Origin of the sequence: Rossellomorea aquimaris, from assembly GCF_008180865.1 — a bacterium.
GTDB lineage: Bacteria > Bacillota > Bacilli > Bacillales > Bacillaceae_B > Rossellomorea > Rossellomorea yichunensis.
The window spans coordinates 1,326,541-1,343,809 of sequence record NZ_VTEX01000001.1 but is presented as its reverse complement, the minus strand read 5'-3'; the positions used below and the strand labels follow the sequence as shown (position 1 = coordinate 1,343,809).

General features: G+C 40.4%; 20 protein-coding genes. 16 read left to right on the top strand and 4 right to left on the bottom strand.

What is annotated here, in order from left to right:
- Positions 1-146 precede the first annotated feature (146 nt).
- The 4 genes from rsgA to FZC88_RS06725 all read left to right on the top strand — a co-directional run bounded on the left by rsgA (position 147) and on the right by FZC88_RS06725 (position 2,874).
- Positions 147-1,145 (top strand): ribosome small subunit-dependent GTPase A, encoded by a 999-nt coding sequence (gene rsgA / locus FZC88_RS06740; RefSeq protein WP_148994311.1) that lies wholly within the window; start codon positions 147-149, stop codon positions 1,143-1,145.
- Positions 1,146-1,303: 158 nt separating this feature from the next.
- Positions 1,304-1,846 carry a peptide-methionine (S)-S-oxide reductase MsrA gene (gene msrA, locus FZC88_RS06735; RefSeq protein WP_148994119.1) on the top strand — a complete coding sequence of 181 codons (543 nt, stop codon included), beginning with the start codon at positions 1,304-1,306 and terminating at the stop codon, positions 1,844-1,846.
- Positions 1,843-2,265 carry a peptide-methionine (R)-S-oxide reductase MsrB gene (msrB, locus tag FZC88_RS06730; RefSeq protein ID WP_148994118.1) on the top strand — a complete coding sequence of 141 codons (423 nt, stop codon included), beginning with the start codon at positions 1,843-1,845 and terminating at the stop codon, positions 2,263-2,265. The genes msrA and msrB overlap by 4 nt, the downstream gene beginning before the upstream one ends.
- A gap of 108 nt (positions 2,266-2,373) precedes the next feature.
- The gene (locus FZC88_RS06725) at positions 2,374-2,874 is read left to right on the top strand and encodes a PTS sugar transporter subunit IIA (protein ID WP_148994117.1); all 501 of its coding nucleotides are present in this window, start codon (positions 2,374-2,376) and stop codon (positions 2,872-2,874) included.
- A 98-nt stretch (positions 2,875-2,972) separates the two neighbouring features.
- On the opposite strand, the gene FZC88_RS06720 is transcribed toward FZC88_RS06725, so the two are convergent.
- On the bottom strand, positions 2,973-3,554 hold the full coding sequence (locus FZC88_RS06720) for a DUF502 domain-containing protein (protein ID WP_148994116.1): 582 nt from the start codon (positions 3,552-3,554) through the stop codon (positions 2,973-2,975).
- 165 nt (positions 3,555-3,719) lie between these two features.
- On the opposite strand from FZC88_RS06720, the gene FZC88_RS24220 reads away from it, so the two are divergent.
- Entirely contained in the window at positions 3,720-3,860 is a 141-nt protein-coding gene (locus FZC88_RS24220; RefSeq protein ID WP_113970745.1) for a YjcZ family sporulation protein, read from the top strand.
- A 64-nt stretch (positions 3,861-3,924) separates the two neighbouring features.
- Here FZC88_RS24220 and FZC88_RS06710 read toward each other — a convergent pair whose 3' ends face one another.
- Positions 3,925-5,718, bottom strand: a complete 1,794-nt coding sequence (locus FZC88_RS06710; RefSeq protein WP_187443519.1) for a methyl-accepting chemotaxis protein — start codon at positions 5,716-5,718, stop codon at positions 3,925-3,927.
- Between the two features lie 879 nt (positions 5,719-6,597).
- On the opposite strand from FZC88_RS06710, the gene FZC88_RS06705 reads away from it, so the two are divergent.
- The 9 genes from FZC88_RS06705 (at position 6,598) to FZC88_RS06665 (ending at position 14,489) form a co-directional block, all read left to right on the top strand.
- A complete protein-coding gene (locus tag FZC88_RS06705) occupies positions 6,598-7,905 on the top strand; it encodes an aspartate aminotransferase family protein (protein WP_148994115.1) in 1,308 nt (435 codons plus the stop codon).
- A gap of 2 nt (positions 7,906-7,907) precedes the next feature.
- On the top strand, positions 7,908-8,606 hold the full coding sequence (locus tag FZC88_RS06700) for a 3-oxoacid CoA-transferase subunit A (RefSeq protein WP_148994114.1): 699 nt from the start codon (positions 7,908-7,910) through the stop codon (positions 8,604-8,606).
- A complete protein-coding gene (locus FZC88_RS06695) occupies positions 8,585-9,247 on the top strand; it encodes a 3-oxoacid CoA-transferase subunit B (protein WP_148994113.1) in 663 nt (220 codons plus the stop codon). The genes FZC88_RS06700 and FZC88_RS06695 overlap by 22 nt, the downstream gene beginning before the upstream one ends.
- A gap of 11 nt (positions 9,248-9,258) precedes the next feature.
- A complete protein-coding gene (locus tag FZC88_RS06690) occupies positions 9,259-10,524 on the top strand; it encodes a peptidase (protein ID WP_148994112.1) in 1,266 nt (421 codons plus the stop codon).
- Between the two features lie 202 nt (positions 10,525-10,726).
- Complete coding sequence (gene ablB / locus FZC88_RS06685; RefSeq protein WP_148994111.1) at positions 10,727-11,560, top strand: putative beta-lysine N-acetyltransferase; 834 nt, start codon at positions 10,727-10,729, stop codon at positions 11,558-11,560.
- A gap of 91 nt (positions 11,561-11,651) precedes the next feature.
- The gene (gene kamA, locus FZC88_RS06680; protein WP_148969372.1) at positions 11,652-13,079 is read left to right on the top strand and encodes a lysine 2,3-aminomutase; all 1,428 of its coding nucleotides are present in this window, start codon (positions 11,652-11,654) and stop codon (positions 13,077-13,079) included.
- On the top strand, positions 13,072-13,362 hold the full coding sequence (locus tag FZC88_RS06675; protein ID WP_148969371.1) for a YokU family protein: 291 nt from the start codon (positions 13,072-13,074) through the stop codon (positions 13,360-13,362). The genes kamA and FZC88_RS06675 overlap by 8 nt, the downstream gene beginning before the upstream one ends.
- A 105-nt stretch (positions 13,363-13,467) precedes the next feature.
- Entirely contained in the window at positions 13,468-13,692 is a 225-nt protein-coding gene (locus FZC88_RS06670) for a YozE family protein (protein ID WP_148969370.1), read from the top strand.
- 137 nt (positions 13,693-13,829) lie between these two features.
- On the top strand, positions 13,830-14,489 hold the full coding sequence (locus FZC88_RS06665) for a hypothetical protein (protein ID WP_148969369.1): 660 nt from the start codon (positions 13,830-13,832) through the stop codon (positions 14,487-14,489).
- Here the strand turns inward: FZC88_RS06665 and FZC88_RS23900 are convergent.
- Complete coding sequence (locus tag FZC88_RS23900) at positions 14,473-14,643, bottom strand: hypothetical protein (protein ID WP_187443263.1); 171 nt, start codon at positions 14,641-14,643, stop codon at positions 14,473-14,475. The two genes, FZC88_RS06665 and FZC88_RS23900, sit on opposite strands and share 17 nt — an antisense overlap.
- Before the next feature lie 123 nt (positions 14,644-14,766).
- Here FZC88_RS23900 and FZC88_RS06660 point away from each other — a divergent pair, with 123 nt between their 5' ends.
- On the top strand, positions 14,767-14,943 hold the full coding sequence (locus FZC88_RS06660) for a YozD family protein (protein ID WP_148969368.1): 177 nt from the start codon (positions 14,767-14,769) through the stop codon (positions 14,941-14,943).
- A 127-nt stretch (positions 14,944-15,070) separates the two neighbouring features.
- Here the strand turns inward: FZC88_RS06660 and FZC88_RS06655 are convergent, their stop codons facing one another.
- A complete protein-coding gene (locus tag FZC88_RS06655; RefSeq protein WP_148994110.1) occupies positions 15,071-16,162 on the bottom strand; it encodes a DUF2515 family protein in 1,092 nt (363 codons plus the stop codon).
- A 290-nt stretch (positions 16,163-16,452) separates the two neighbouring features.
- Between FZC88_RS06655 and FZC88_RS06650 the strand changes: the two genes are divergently transcribed.
- Positions 16,453-17,256, top strand: a complete 804-nt coding sequence (locus FZC88_RS06650) for a serine/threonine protein kinase (RefSeq protein WP_148994109.1) — start codon at positions 16,453-16,455, stop codon at positions 17,254-17,256.
- Positions 17,257-17,269: the final 13 nt, after the last annotated feature.

Here is a 17,269-nt window from a genome sequence, read left to right as displayed (position 1 = left end):
TTCTACGCGTCAACTCACTTTTAACGGGATAATCTGATTTTTTCATTCTTTCAATCTTGAAAAATCCGTTGGCGTGTAGAACTGCGCAACGGATTTTTTTAATTTTGGGAGGAACTGAATTGAATAATAGAGAAGAAGTATTTGAAATGATGAAACACTTTGAAGAAGAAGGATACATGTTAGGAAGAGTTGTGACCGAGCAAAAGGGTGCCTTCATGGTCATGACGAGAACAGAAGATCGTTTAAGTAAAATATCCGGGAAACTCAGGTTCCAAACGGTAAAACGTGAAGATCTTCCAGCAGTAGGTGATTGGGTTCTCCTGAGCTCAGAAGGAGCAATCATTGAAAAGGTCTTGCCAAGAACAAGTAAATTTTCAAGAAAAAAAGCAGGAGAAGAAGCGGAGGAGCAAATCATTGCCACGAATATAGATACGGTTTTTATTCTTTCTTCGTTAAATGATGATTTAAACAGTAAAAGGATGGAGAGATATTTACTACTATGTTGGGAAAGCGGGGCAAATCCCGTTGTCGTTCTTACCAAATCTGATACATGTGAAGATATTGAAGAGAATAAGAGAGAAGTTGAAAGCAAATTGCTCGGGGTTAAAGTGTTAGCCATAAGTTCTGTAAATCATGAGGGAATTGAGGAACTGCATCCCTATCTGGAAAAGGGAAAAACGGTAGCGCTTGTAGGTTCTTCCGGTGTGGGAAAATCGACCCTCACAAATCTCCTTGTAGGGAATGATGTTCAGAAGACCGAACAAATCAGGGAATCAGATGATAAAGGACGTCATACCACAACACACAGAGAGTTATTCTTATTGGATAGTGGTGCATCCATCATTGATACGCCCGGTATGAGGGAGATTCAACTATGGCAGGGACAAGAAGGGCTATCCACTCAGTATCACGATATTGAAAATTTGGCACTTCAATGCAGATTCACCGATTGTCGCCATGAGGATGAACCTGGTTGTAAGGTTAGAGCTGAGATAAAAGAGGGTACTTTGTCAGAGGAACGATACGGGCATTATCTGAAGTTGCAAAGAGAAATTGCCTATATGGAGAGAAAAGGGAATAAGCGACTGGAGTCGTTAGAACGAAAAAAATGGAAGAATATCGGTAAGCAGAGGAAGCTTAAATAAAAGAGGTAAGAAGGACCCTGGATAACTCCAGGGTCTATTTTTCATTGTTAACTGTAAACCAATTCAACAAGCTTAATATTTTCCCTTTTAACATGAATGCGTTAAAATCTCTTACAAAGGGAATTGTGAAAGAGAATGAAATGGAAAGGATGATGAGCATGTCGGATGCATCGCATTATGAAAAAGCTACATTTGCAGGAGGTTGCTTTTGGTGCATGGTGAAACCGTTTGATGAACAGCCGGGGATTGGCACTGTGATTTCAGGTTACACGGGAGGAACCGTTCCGAATCCAACGTATAAAGAAGTATGCTCAGAAACGACTGGACATTATGAGGCCGTTCAAATTGAATACGATCCATCAGTGTTTCCTTACGAGGAATTACTGGAAGTATATTGGCAGCAGATTGATCCAACCGATCCAGGCGGGCAATTCTTTGACCGTGGACATTCGTATAAAACGGTTATATTCTACCATAATGAACAACAAAAAAAGCTGGCGGAAGAATCTAAAAAGAAACTTGAGCAGTCAGGCAAGTTTCAAAAACCGATTGCTACTCAAATTCTGCCTGCGAAGGAATTTTATCCTGCAGAGGAGTATCATCAGGGTTATTACAAAAAGAACCCTGGTCATTATAATCGATATAGCCGAGGGTCTGGAAGAATAGCATTTATTGAAAATCATTGGGGGGAAGAAAAATGAGTAAGGCAGATTTAAAGAAAACGTTAACTCCTGAACAATATGATGTCACACAAAAGAACGGCACTGAACCTCCTTTTAGTAATGAGTATTGGAATACGTTTGAAGAGGGAATTTATGTAGATATCGTATCAGGAAAACCTCTCTTTAGCTCTAAAGATAAATATGATGCCGGCTGTGGTTGGCCAAGTTTTACAAAGCCGATCGATGAAGAGGAAGTCACTGAAAAAGAAGACCGCAGTCATTTTATGGTCAGAACGGAAGTGAGGAGTAAAGAAGCAGATTCTCACCTGGGTCACGTTTTTAATGATGGGCCGGGACCAACCAAGCTTCGATATTGTATTAATTCAGCCGCTCTTCGATTTATCCCGGCTGAGAAGCTTGACGAAGAAGGATATGGGAAATACAAAAAATTATTTTAAGATAATGAAGTGTTGTGAAAGTCTTCACATATGTGCTAGAATAGATTTCTGATGTTTACATTGCGCTACATATGTGTATATAAAATATATATAGGAAGGTGAATGACTATGTTAAAAAAGCTTTTCGGTAAAAAAGAAGAGGCACCTAAAATCGTCCATGCAGTTGCGCCTTTAACGGGTACATTAAAATCACTTGAAGAGGTTCCAGATCCAGTATTTTCTCAAAAGATGATGGGAGATGGGATTGCGATTGATCCTACTGTAGGTAAGGTCGTTTCACCTGTAGACGGCGAAATCATGCAGCTTTTCCCAACAAAGCACGCAGTTGGAATCAAAGCGAGAAACGGTGCTGAAATTCTTATCCACATCGGTCTTGAAACAGTCTCAATGAACGGTGAAGGCTTTGAAGCACATGTTTCAGAAGGGTCCAAAGTGAATGTCGGAGATCCATTAATTACATATGACTTAGACCTTGTGAAAGAAAAAGCAAAAAGTACCATCACGCCAATCATCTTAACAAACGGTGATGACATGGCTGAACTAGTGAAAAAAGAGTTGACCTCTGTTACAGCAGGACAAGATGAGGTATTGGAAATTTCGACAAAATAATATAGTAGGTATGGACCGGCTTGATTGCCGGTCTTTTTTTATAAGGTGTCCATCGGGACGCAAATCACCGCAATGTTATTGTCTAATCAGCTTATCAACTATTTTTCCTTCTTCGTCGTCATTCCCCCAGACAATATAAACTTCATCGCTTCTTCAGATTTTATATCCAGTATTTCAATATCTTTTTTGGGAATCAAAAAGGTGACTCCTGCTACTTGAAACGTTTGAGGTACGTATACTGCTACGTGATCTTGCAGGTCATTATGCAAATCTGCAAGGTTCTCTGTCGTAATAAAGCCCAGGCATTTCATTGTTGTACCAGGCATTTTGACGAGTGCCACTTTGGAAAAGGACTTCTTTTCTCCTAAGAAGGAGTGAATGGTATCTTTGATGACCGAGTAAATCGTTTTCACAAAGGGGATTTTTTGTAAAAGGATATCAACTATACGAATGATCGTACCAGTAAAAAACTTTGTGGAAAGCCAACCGAGCACGGTCAATAGAACGATGGTTGCGAGTAGTCCAATACCGGGAATATAATTTTCATCAAGATATGGTTTTAAAACATTTCCTAATAATCCATCGAGGAATAGAAACATTTTATAAACTACATAAGTGACCAATCCAATCGGAACAATTGTTAGAACACCGTTAATAAACGATTTTAAAAACCATTTCATACTGTCATTTCTCCTGTCTTCTCTTAAAATCTATTCCTATTATATAGAAAGGCTATGGTACAGAAAAGAAATTGCCTTAAAATAAATTAGGCAAATACACAAACCATTTCTAGGTGAATGACATACAGTGTAATGTAAATAAATATTTTTTGAGGAGTGATAGGTATGAACTATGGTTATGGTTGTGATCCATGCTATCAAGGTGGATATGCTTATCCAGTTGCCGGTGTCAATAATTTTGCGTTGATTGTTGTGTTATTCATCCTGTTAATTATTATTGGAGCCGTTTGCTACTGCGGGAAGTGATTCCAGATTTTATCGTTAGATGAGAAATGAAAAAGAGCCGTCACACGACGGCTCTTTTTTAGTCTTAGATTTTAAAACTTGAAACAAGTTCTTTCAATTTTTCCGCTTGTTGTGAAAGCTCTGAAGCGCTTGCCGTTACTTGTTCCATCGCAGCTGATCCTTCCTCGGAGGCAGCAGCAGTGGTTTCTGTGTTAGAAGCAGTAGCTTCAGCAATTTCATTGACCAAGGCAAATGAAGCTGCTACATCATGACTGAGACTAAGGGTTTCCTGAATATGACCAACCATCTCATCCACTACAACAGTTGTTTTTGTGGTTTGGTTTAGTATATCTTCAAGGGAGGCATTTGTTTCATTTGTGATTTCGACCCCTGCGATAACCTCTTTTACTCCATCAGAATTTTGCTTAATAATGACATTCACTTCTTCTTGAATACTGTGTACGATTTCTGTAACCCCTTTTGCCGCTTGTCGGGATTGTTCAGCCAGTTTCCTGACTTCATCTGCCACAACGGCAAAGCCTCTTCCATGCTCACCGGCACGTGCCGCTTCAATGGCAGCATTCAATGCAAGAAGATTTGTTTGCTCTGCAATATCAGTAATGGTACCGATAATCGTCGTAATTTGTGATGAACGCTGTCCTAACGCTTCGACGGTTTCACTTGTATTGGACATGGTTTCTTCAATGTTCAACATTTTAGATGAAGAGGCTTGAACGGTTTTGCCGCCTCGTTCAGCAACTACCCTCATATCACGTGCAGTTTCTCGTACTTGTTCTGCTTGATTGAATAAAAAACGGGCGGCTTCTTCCAAACTATTCATTTTTTCTAATGAGGTAGACATCCGACTTGTTGTTTGATCGCTTCCAGCTGCAATTTCAGTGGATGTTTCTGCAATGGAAGTAATCGTCCTTGATGTCTCTTCGGCTGAAGCAAGAAGTTCCTGACTGCTGGCTGATACGTTTTCGGCCATTTCCGAAACCTGCTTCACCAAGATGGCGATTCCGGCGATAAGCTGATTTGTATCAGATGCCAGGTCAGCTAGCTCATCCTTGGATTTCACATGAATTCGTTTTGTTAAATCTCCGCCTGCGTTTGCTATCTCTAAAATAGAGCGGCTGATTTTCCTGGTGTTCGTCTTAATTGTATGAGATAAAATGATGCCGAAGAAGATAGCCAATAAAACCGCAAATGCCGATAAGCCAATGGTAACGACTTTGGACAGAAAAACCTGTTGATTTAGAGAATCAATACGATTATTCAGATCCTTTTGTTGGTCGACTACAATCATATCTACATATGAGCGGATTCCGTCCAGATATTTCTTACCCGTACCAGATTCAACGAGTGTTGCTGCTTGCTCAAGTCCTTTATCCTTCCTTGTCTCGATTACCCGATCAACGAACTGGATCCAAAATCCATATTGAGCTTCTATCTTATCCAATTTATCAAGCTGCTCCTGATCGTCCTGTAATAGAGTATTCAATTCTTCGATGTGACTTTCTACCTGACCTTTACCATTTTGATAGGGTGCCAAAAATCCCGTTGCCCCTGTAATGACAAAGCCTTGTTCTCCAATTTCAATCTCATTTAAGACCTTCGATAAATCCTTCACCTTTGTATCAACCTGCATATCATATGTAATCAGCGTGTTGATCTCTTTCTCAAGCTTCATCATATTGAAATAAGAAGTTGAGGCAAGGACTAGAAGGACAATGGTCAATAAACCGAAAGACAGAACCACTTTTCCCCGGATTGTCCGGAAATATGAGAAGGCTCCCAATGTCTTTTTTTGTTTTTCTTTCTTATTTTTCTTTGTTTTTGGTGCTTTTTTCAGATGTTTTTCTCTTGTCTTTTTCACCATTTCCCCCTCCTGAAGATAAGCAAAAAGTAGCATCATAGGATGAACTTACCATTATTTTATACATATCGACCTAATTTATCTAGTCACTTTATGAACTTTTTGTCGAATTTTTAAGAATCTTAGTACATTTCACTCAATAAACTCTTATTGAAAGACTCTTTTCGCAAAGATTGTTGTTTTCTAGCATAGAATCTGCCAGGGCTCTGTCAACCAGGTTTTTGCTGGATGGTGAGGGGAACTGCTCCGCTTGCAGCTAGCGTTCGGCCGAGCCTCCTCAGCTTAGCCGAACGGGGTCTCGGCACGTCCAAAATCCGCCGGAGTCTGCGCAGTTCCCCTCACCATCTTTAACAGTATTTTCATGACAGAGCTTCAAGGTGTGCAAGAAAACAATGTAAATAGAAAAAATAATTCTTCTTCCTTAAAAGGAAATTCAATCTTTACTTACCTTTAATAAGATTGTTTGCTAAATAGCTTGTTTAAATTGTTTTCAATTTTGGATTCATGCTCAGAAAGTTGATCCTCGCTGCAGGATGCTCGACTCCTGCGGGAATAGCTGGACAGGTGAGACCCCGGAGGCGCAGCCGAGGAGGCTCACCGCCAGCCCCGCGGAAAGCGAGCATCCTGGAGCGGAAATCAACTATTACTTTCTCCTCTACAATAGCAACAAACTTTACGAGAAGAGCCTATTGAAAAAAATTGTGATTTTTGATGAGGCTTTGAGCTTTAATAAAAAATTCATTTGTATTATTCTTTTTTCTTAAAGAAAAGAAAGATTCTGTTTTTCATACATATGAATAATGGTAGGGAAATCTTTTTATGCAACCAGATCAGCGAATCGAGAGAGAGTACGAATCTGATTCTTTCAGGAGGGGGATTATGCCTCATTCGCATTTAATAAAGCCGTTGATTGGTGAACACTATCCAACGATTGACTATGGAAAAGGTGTGTATTTGTACGATACTGATGGCCGGGAGTATATAGATGCTTGTTCTGGAGCTGTTACCGCAAATGTAGGACATGGTATGGAAGAAATTCTTCAATCAATTGTGAATCAAGGAAATAAAGTGGCATTTGTGTATCGCTCTCAATTCAGTAATCAGCCTGCAGAGGATTTAGCATCCTTTCTTCACGATAAGACAGGCTATCCATGGAGTTTCTTCGTGAATAGTGGTTCTGAGGCGGTTGAGACGGCCATCAAAATTGCTATCCAGCATTGGCAGGAACAAGGAAAACCGATGAAAAGAAAGATTTTATCCCGATGGCTGAGTTACCATGGAATCACTTTCGGTGCATTATCCGCATCTGGACATCCATCCAGAAGAGAACGATTCGACTCCTTTTTAGTTGACTGGCCGACCGTCGAGCCGCCTTATTGTGCTCACTGTCCTTTTGGAAAAACGCATCCATCATGTGATCTTGCCTGTGCTTCTCAATTAGAAACGATGATAAGCAGAATAGGAGCCGATAATATTGCTGCCTTTATGGCAGAACCGATCATCGGTGCGGCAGGTGGGGCGATTACTCCTCCAAAAGGTTATTATAAACGGATAAAGTCAATCTGTGAGAAACATAATATTTTGTTTATTTCAGATGAAGTGATGACAGGGTGTGGTCGGACTGGAACCTTTTTAGCTTTAGAGCAGTGGCAAGTAAAAGCCGATATTGTAGCGATAGGAAAAGGACTAAGTGCAGGATATGCCCCAATTGCTGCCACGCTCATTTCCGATAACATTATGGAGCCGATATTGAATGGATCAAGAGTCATTATGAGCGGTCATACATTTAGTGGAAATCCTCTGTCTGCAACAGCAGCACTTGCTGTTCTAAAGCTGATTGACTCAGAAAAGATGATTGAAGGTGTCGATCATAAAGGAACATACTTGAAAAATCTAATAGAAAAATTAAAAACTGAATTTTCCTTTGTGCAAGATGTAAGAGGAAAAGGACTGATGTTGGGAATAGAGCTGAATTCCCTTGGAGCACCATTTACTTCTTATATTGTTCAAGCAGGGGTTGAATGTGGGATTTTATTATATCCCGCAGCGGCGGGGATAGATGGTAGGAAGGGATCCGCCATTATGGTTGCTCCTCCATTGAACAGTTCGAAAAGGGAGCTCGAGGAAATGGTTAAGAGACTCAGAAGGACCTTTCAACTAGTAGAAGAGAATTGGAAGGAGATCTAAATATGTCCCGTCTTCATAATAAAAGAAGTAGCTATGAAAATATAAAACATTTTTTTAATGATGGAATGACGTTGATGTTTGGCGGATTTGGAGGGGTGGGTTCTCCTCCTACTATATGTAAGCACTTATTGGATTGGGGAACGAAGGATATCACGATTATTGGAAATGATACAGGCTTTCCTCATATCGGAATCGGACAACTGGTTGCACATTACCGAGTAAAGAAGGTGATTGCCTCCCATATCGGGTCTAACCCGGAAGCAGGTCGATTGATGAGTGAAGGGAAGCTGGAAGTTGAATTCTCTCCACAGGGCATATTGGCTGAAAGAATCCGGGCTGGTGGAGTGGGATTGAAGGGTATCGTAACCGAAATAGGTGTGGATGATCCTTATTTAAATAAAGGAAAAGAGATACTGGAGATAGATGGAGACCGTTACCTATATGAATCAGCCCTGGATGCTGAAGTTGGGATAGTATATGCCAAAAAAGCCGACACATATGGGAACCTTATTTATGATAAAAGTGCCAGAAATACGAATCCCCTTGTGGCTATGGCAGCAGATATCACGATTGTAGAGGCAGAAGAAATTGTGAATGTCGGCGAGTTGGATCCTGAGGAAATCGTTACGTCGGGTGTTTTTGTAGATCATATTGTTTTATCTAAAGGAGTCGACTGGAAATGGGCCTGGGAAACGAATTGAAAGATAAGTTAGCAAAGCGTGCAGCTTTGGAAGTGAAAGAGCATATGATCGTAAATTTAGGGATCGGAATACCATCACTTGTACCAAATCATCTTCCCCCGGGGTTTCCCGTTGTTTTTCAATCGGAGAACGGAATTATTGGAATCGGACCTGAACCTGTGCAAGGGCAGGAGGACGAAAACTTGTGTAATGCGGGAGGATACCCTGTGTCATTGATGAATGGAGGCTGTTATACAGATAGCTCCATCGCATTTGCCATGATTCGCCGGGGCAAAGTCGATTTAACGATTCTAGGTTCCCTGCAAGTCAGCGAAAAAGGAGATCTTGCCAATTGGATCATACCAGGCAAAAAAGTACCGGGGATGGGAGGTGCAACCGAACTTGCCTCGAAGGCAAAGAGAGTCATAGTGCTCATGACCCATTTGGATAAAAAAGGTGGAAGCAAGATCGTTCGGGAGTGCACGCTTCCAATAACCACGAGATCATGCGTTTCAATGATCATTACAGACAGGGCCGTATTTACAATTGAGGATGGTAGATTGATATTAAAAGAACTATTTAATCCATACACACTTCAAGATATTGAAGAGACAACAGAAGCTCATTATACACTGAGCCCCGCTATCAAGTATATAGACTAGGAGGAACCGATTTGGAAACTCACCGTCTCATCAAGAAAATAATAGAAGAAAAAAAGAAAAGTACAATCAAGCTCCTGCAAAGGTTAGTGCAGGAAGATAGTGTCAGGGGCAATGAATCTAAGGCCCAGGCGATTGTCATCGAGAAATGCCGGAAGCTTGGCTTGGAGTTGGACATTTGGGAAGTGAAAGAATCGGATGTGTTGGACCATCCTTTTTATCGATGTGATCGTGAGAACTTCGAAGGCAACCCAAATGTAGTCGGTGTGTTAAAAGGAACAGGTGGGGGCAGGAGTCTCCTCTTAAATGGACACATCGATGTCGTACCGGAAGGAGACAGGGAGAATTGGACATATGACCCATACGGTGGTGTGATTGAAGAAGGAAAGCTTTACGGAAGAGGGTCAACCGATATGAAGGGGGGATCTGTTGCTTTACTCCTTGCATTGGAAATCGTGAAGGAGTTAAACATCCCACAGAAAGGTGATATCCTCTTTCAAAGTGTGATAGAGGAGGAAAGTGGCGGGACCGGGACCCTTGCCGCCTTAGTGAGAGGGTATAAAGCAGATGCTGCCATTATTCCCGAACCCACCAACATGAAGATCTTTCCGAAGCAACAGGGATCCATGTGGTTCCGCCTGAAAGTAAGAGGGAAATCGGCACATGGGGGCACCAGGTATGAAGGGGTAAACGCCATTGATAAAGCCTATACCGTCATTCAAACTCTTCAAGAACTGGAATTATCCAGAAACAAGAGGGTGGATGATCCTTTGTATAGAAATATTCCCATTCCATTACCCATCAATATTGGAAGAATTGAAAGCGGGAAGTGGCCATCCTCCGTTCCTGATCTTGCTATCATTGAGGGAAGGGTGGGGGTTGGACCATGGGAGTCCTTACAACAAGTAGAAAAAGAGGTAGAAGATGCCCTCTCTAAGATGGATAAGGTTGATTCATGGTTTGATCGTCATCCTGTGGAAATCGAATGGTTTGGTGGAAGATGGCAGCCGGGGGACCTTTCCTGTGAGCATGAATTAGTGGAAAAGCTTTGCTATCATGCCAATGAAGTATTGGAAACCACCCCAATCATCGAAGCCTCTCCCTGGGGAACGGATGGTGGAATCTTATCTAGGGGAGGGAATATTCCGGTCGTCGTATTTGGTCCTGGAACAACTGAAGTGGCTCATGACGCAAACGAATACATCGAATTGAATAAAATCTATCAGACTGCTGAAATACTTTCCTTATTTATTTTGGATTGGTGTAATAAAGAGTCATAATTTTCCTGTTTACGGGTATAGAGTAATAAATGATATTTACCCTTTCACATACCGTTGGTCAGCTTCAATGTTTATTAACTTCATATCATCCACAGAAGGAACAACCCTCATGATTTAAGACATAGGTTGTTCCTTTTTATAATGGTTTGTTTCATAACTTACCTTATCACTTCATATGTTGGTAAAAAAGGGGCTTATAAGAATGCAGACATACGAATATATTAAAAAACCGAAGATAGAAGCTGCTATTTATAAAGATGGCTATAACAGAAGGCTGCGGGTGGATGAGTTTAGAGGCAACCCGGTATTATTGTGGGAGTATGTGAAGAAGGAAACTCAGTCCAATCTTTATGAAAAGGTAATTGTGAAAGCAAGAAGGGAACAATCTCTCTATTTATTCGAAAAAGGTTTCATCTTGGAGGGGGGAGTAAACGCATACTTTAATGGGGATAAAGCTTTTTTTATGAGTAAGTTTTTAACAGATGAAAGAAGAAATAGCTCGTACTGGAGGGATGAGGATGCCATTCTTCAATCCGTCCAGGAGCTCGGTAGACATGAAAGCGAAGGTTCTATACCGATTTCCGTCGCGACCGAAGAGCATGCAGGGCAGTTGGCCGACCTTTATCAGGAAGTATTTAAGTTATATCCTGTACCATTACACAATCCCGACTATGTGAGAGAGTCAATGAAAAGTGGGACAATCTTTGTTTATATCGAGGAGGAAGGAAGAATCATCAGTGCTGCTTCCGCCGATGTGTCCTCAACCTTTAAGAACGCCGAATTGACGGATTGTGCTACACGCTCTTCCTATCGAAAAGGCGGGTATATGAAACATCTGATCCGAAAGTTGGAATGGGAACTGCTTAACCGCGACATTTTCTGTGCCTATACGATTGCCAGGGCACTTTCATTTGGTATGAATGCGGTATTCCATCAGCTTGGATATCGATACGGCGGAAGACTGGCGAACAATTGCATCATCTTCGACAAAATGGAAGATATGAACATTTGGGAAAAAGATTTAAGTGTAATGTAAAAGATGAAAACCGATTGGGATTCTATTTCATAGGCTAATGTATAGTTCTGTTCCTGATTGAAAGATACTTTTTTGAAAGTTGGTGGAGTAGATGAAAATGAATCTCTATAAACCGAAAAGGGATTGGAAGGATATTGAGCTCTGGAAAGACGTTACGGATGAACAATGGAATAATTGGTTATGGCAGCTGACAAACACCATCAGAACCCTTGATGACCTAAAGAAAGTGGTAAACCTGACACCGGATGAAGAGGAAGGTGTAAAGATTTCGACCAAAACGATCCCGCTTAATATTACTCCTTATTATGCATGGTTGATGAATGAGGATGACGCGCGATGCCCTATCCGGATGCAATCCGTTCCGATTGGACAGGAAATTCATAAAACGAAGTATGACCTGGAGGATCCTTTACATGAAGATGAAGATTCCCCTGTTCCTGGATTGACGCACAGATATCCTGACAGAGTGTTATTTCTCGTAACCAATCAATGCTCCATGTACTGCCGTTACTGTACGAGAAGAAGGTTTTCGGGACAAATTGGAATGGGCGTACCAAAGAAGCAACTTGATGCGGCCATTGAATATATCCGGGATACTTCCAGTGTAAGAGATGTACTGCTGTCGGGTGGGGATGGTCTACTGATTAATGACCAGATTCTTGAATACATCTTAAAGAATTTAAGAGAGATTCCACATGTCGAAATCATCCGGATTGGAACGAGGGCGCCCGTAGTGTTTCCACAGCGGATTACCGAGAACCTGTGTAATATCCTGAAGAAATATCATCCCGTGTGGTTGAATACTCACTTCAATACATCGATCGAAATTACGGAAGAGTCCAAGAAAGCGTGTGAGATGCTCGTAAATGCTGGGGTTCCTGTAGGGAATCAAGCGGTTATTCTCGCCGGTATAAACGACAGTGTGCCTATTATGAAAAAGCTTATGCACGACCTTGTTAAGATCAGGGTACGTCCATACTATATTTATCAATGTGACTTATCAGAAGGAATCGGCCACTTCCGGGCACCTGTTTCCAAAGGACTGGAGATTATTGAAGGCTTAAGGGGACATACATCCGGCTATGCCGTACCTACCTTTGTGTTGGATGCCCCTGGTGGTGGAGGGAAAATTTCCCTTCAACCGAATTATCTTATTTCTCAAAGTGCTTCTAAAGTGGTCGTCCGTAATTTTGAAGGAGTCATCTCAACCTATCCGGAACCTGAAGAATACGTAGCGGGCAGGGCAGATGATTATTTTAAAGAAGTGTATCATGATGAAGAGATTAAAGAACCTACCATTGGAATTGCCGGCTTGATGAATCAAACCCATTCTTCCCTCACCCCGAGCGGACTTAAGCGTTTGGAACGTCGAAAGGAATATCAGGAAAATCCGGATCACAATTCCCTTAAGGACTTCAGAGGAAAGAGAGATCAGCTTAAAGAAAAGAAGCATAAAGCGATGCTATCAAAAATGGAACAAGATAAAAATGATGATAAGGAAAAAACCATCAATGGATAAAAATAAGGCGAAAATATGCGAATGGTGTGAAGGAGAGACAGCTCATGAGGATCAATCGAACGTGTATTGGGAGCTCCCCGATGGTACTAGAGCGATTCAAATCTCGAATGTCCCCAGTATGAGCTGCAGTCATTGTGGAATGGAGTATCAGGAAGAAGCGGTCATCAATGAAATAGAAGACCAGCTTATGTTAATCGACACCAATTTAATCGATAAAGTGATCACGTACACAGATTTAATGGAACTTCCCCGTCTACTAAAGAAAAATTACTTTCGATTTTAACCGTGGATCATTCTGGTAAATGTACTTCCGTATAGCAAACACTTTACGAATTCATCTTCTTCGGCTATCCTTTTAGAAAAGAAACAACAAGGGTAGGTGGAACAGGTGAGAAAATCCTTTTATCATTATTTAATGAAATATAGGCAGCCTACTGCCAAGGATGAATTAACTCATTTCGCAAATTCAGCTTATGATGATCATAGCTTTCCTAAACAATCAAAACAATACCATGAGATTAGTTCTTACCTTGAAATGAATGGTCATTATCTTGAAAATATGTCCATTTTCGATATGGCATGGGACGCCTATTTATTAGAAGAAAAAGTTTAACCAAATAATCCTTAAAGCCAATGGACTGACATTTGTTCAAAACAAATGTCGGTCCTTTTTTAAAAAGGCTTTTCGTGTATACCGATATGCTTGTTGTTGCATATCATATAAAAAAGGCGATTAAGGGTGAGGGGAGAATGAAGAAACGAAAAGAGCCTAGATTCAGAGTTGGAGAAACGGTAGTCGTAACAATCTATGGTACTGTCGGGAAAATCACCGATATTAAAAAACTCGATGGTGAGTTTTTATATGAGGTAAACGAAAGTGAAGGGCTTTTCAAGGAGAAAGCATTAGAATTGCTTGATTCTTATGATGGATACATTTTTGAACAGGAACAGATCGATATTGAATATAAATTTCTATTCGGAGATCTTGTTATCGTTAAGGGGTATGAAGAGGATCTCTTTAAAGTGGTTGGCTTCAGGACAGAAATATGGCGTTATAAGGACGATGCCTGGGAAGACGTCATTTATGAGTTAATGAGAATTACAGATGGAGAGTGGTTAGAAGCAGACGAAGATGAAATCACCTTAGTTGCAGATGAAGAGCAAGCAGAAGCCTTTATTAAGAAATACGGATTCGTATTTCCGCAGAAAAAAGAAGGCAAAATAAAATCGCTTCGTTCACCTGCTCACCCAAAGCCGAGTTGGATTGATCAGCTTCTGGATCATTATAATGATTACAAAGCACTGTATCTTCTCTTTGAAGATACTAAATATAAGAATAAGATGGACTATGTGCTAGAACAATTGAGAACTCATACAAACTCACAATCTATTGTTAAAGAGAAGGAATAAGCCACATGATATACAGAAAAACCGGAACGCTTATAATTAAAAATGAAAGCAATACAACCCGAAGAATCCACTGCATTCCTGAAACAATCATTCCCTCACCATTTTCTAAATCTTTTAATATCGTTTTCGTTTTTTGAGTAAATGTGCTTAACATCGAATCGCTCCTTATCTTTGATGATAAAGTCTATGCTTGTCTCTTAAGTCTTATGAAAACTTTTTTCTCATAGCATAACTGGAAGAGTTCTGTCATAAATTGAGAATCAAAGGGGGCGATCACATGCGGGAGATAGAAGTCTTTATCGACACCGAAGAAATTGCCGAGTTCTTCATGAAAGAACTCGTTCAAAGAGGATATGTACCGTCAGAAGATGAGCTTGAAGAAATAGCGGATATCACATTCGAGTATCTGATTGCCAAATGTATCATTGATGAAGAATGGGAAGAAGATGTATAGAATCTTTTCAACCATCGAATTGGAAATCACATCGTAAGGAATGTCCTTTCACATAATGGGGATTAACTCTTAAGTGCCTGTCATGTTTTTCGGGTTACAGAAAAACATGAAGGCACTTTATTTTGAGTTAATCCCTCTTTAGATTCACAAGAATTGAGGTCAACCCTTTCCACTTTTTTGTCATAGAAAAGCGATCAGGTATCACCATCGTCATTAGAGGTGCCATCACTTCGATCGGCTGGTCAGCAAACCAGTCAGACGGAGAGATTGTGAAAGAAGGCATGTTATCCCAAGCAGAAGATAGAGTGGGACTATATAGACGAGTTTTTTTATCTTCTTTGGAATATATGTGTGGCCAGTAATCTGCTCTCGAGCCGCTGTGGGAATGGTGAGTCGCATATGAGTATGAGGAAGGGAAGACAGAGCGATGAAATAAAATTCCGTATAACTTCTTGCCAAACAGAATTCTGCGATTAACCTGTTCAAAGTGGGATAGAGAAAGCCCGGCAAGAGAGAAGGGGGAATGTTTTCCATACGGGAAGAGAATAGAAGCAAATTCTAATCGATCCTGCAATAGGAAAAGCCATTCTTCCACTCCAATTGATTTCTTCATACCCGTTAATATTCTCTTTTGAATCATATGCTGTTCATTCATGATGAGCCCTATGGTTAAAACTTGTTCATTACCCGTTGTGAGATAATCATTCCATATACTTTTCATGAAAATGGAAACGTTGAATTTTTTGAGAAGATGAAAAGAAGCATGCCCCGTTCTTTTCCACTGTTCATATAGTAATAGTTGAGGATACGCATCTTGAAATATGGCTGCGTTACACAACTCGAGGAATGAGAAAAACGCATTTTGCCCTTTTTTGGACAAGACGTGTGAAAGCAGATTATTTCGAAGGTCAGTCATATGATAGCCGGCATTCCTGGATACCATATGAGCAAGAAACGACCAGTGGATTTCAGGGTGCTTCTTGAAAAAATCAATGTAACATGCAGTTCTTGTAACGTTATTGAGATTAGCATCCTTTACTTTCATCATAATACGTTCGTACAGTTCAAGATCCTGAGGGAAATTAACAATCGGAGCAGGCTCTTGGATGGCTATGTTATAAAGTTCGCAAATAGATTTCTCTTTAAGAAGTGGCCGCGTATGGTCATTGTTTCCGGTCTTAATAAGGTTTAAAAACTTCTGAAACGGTGAAAAGGTCAAGGGATCACGCTCCACCAAGATATTTTTTTATGTTTGAAACTAATTTCTAAATGAAACGTATATAGTAATACAAGTGGATAAGTAACATTTTGGGAGGTTTGCTTATGTTAAGGAAAATAATCAAAAGTCTGTTAGGTTCGAAACATCATCGATACAGCTCCAGTGATGCGTGGAAAAAGTATAAATCACCTAAACATAAACATTTTGGACATCAGCATTATAAGAAGCATAAGAGTAAAAGCTTTTTTTCCAGCTTTTTTAGCAGTTGATTGAGTGAGAGGAAACGGGTTATGCTACACACGCTTTTTCGCAGACTGATCGATGGCTTTGAGCAGCCGTGGAACCCTGGAGAAAACATCAATGGCTACCATATCAATAGATTAGTTGGAAAAGGAAGCTATGGTACAACTTACTCGGTCATCGACCACTCAAGTGGAAAAGAAGCCATATTAAAAAGAATTCGCCCTTACAAAAAGTTATTTTCTAATCACGTCCAATATGTTCAAAATGAAATTAATGCACTACAAACTTTATCTCATCCCCGGTTTCCATCCGTTTATACAACAGGTGAGTATAGGAAGATCCCTTATTTCGTAATGGAAAAAATGCACGGTCAAACATTTGAAGAGTTAATTTTCAAGGAAGGAATAACATACTCGGAGGGAGAATCACTAAAGTTAGGTGTACAATTGGTCATCTTGGTTCAATGGATCCATGAAAATGGATACGTTCATCGAGACTTAAGGATCCCTAATATTCTACTTGATCATGGAACGCTTCAAATAGTAGACTTTGGTCTTGCTTGTGAAATGAATGCAACATCAGAAACTGGCCCAGGGAAACATAAGGATTATATGAGGGATAAATCGAAGAAGAGTGATTTCTACGCAATCGGGCATTTTCTGTTATTTTTATTGTATTCTTCGTATGAACCGACGATGAAAAAGGAAAGAAGCTGGGAAGAAGAACTTACCATTCATCATGATACGAGGATGGTGATCAGAAGACTTCTGCAGATTGATTCCGGGTTTACGGACGCTGAGGAGATTCTGGAGGAATTATCCCGAGTGATTGATACACGACAAGAAAGATAATCGAGGAGGAAAA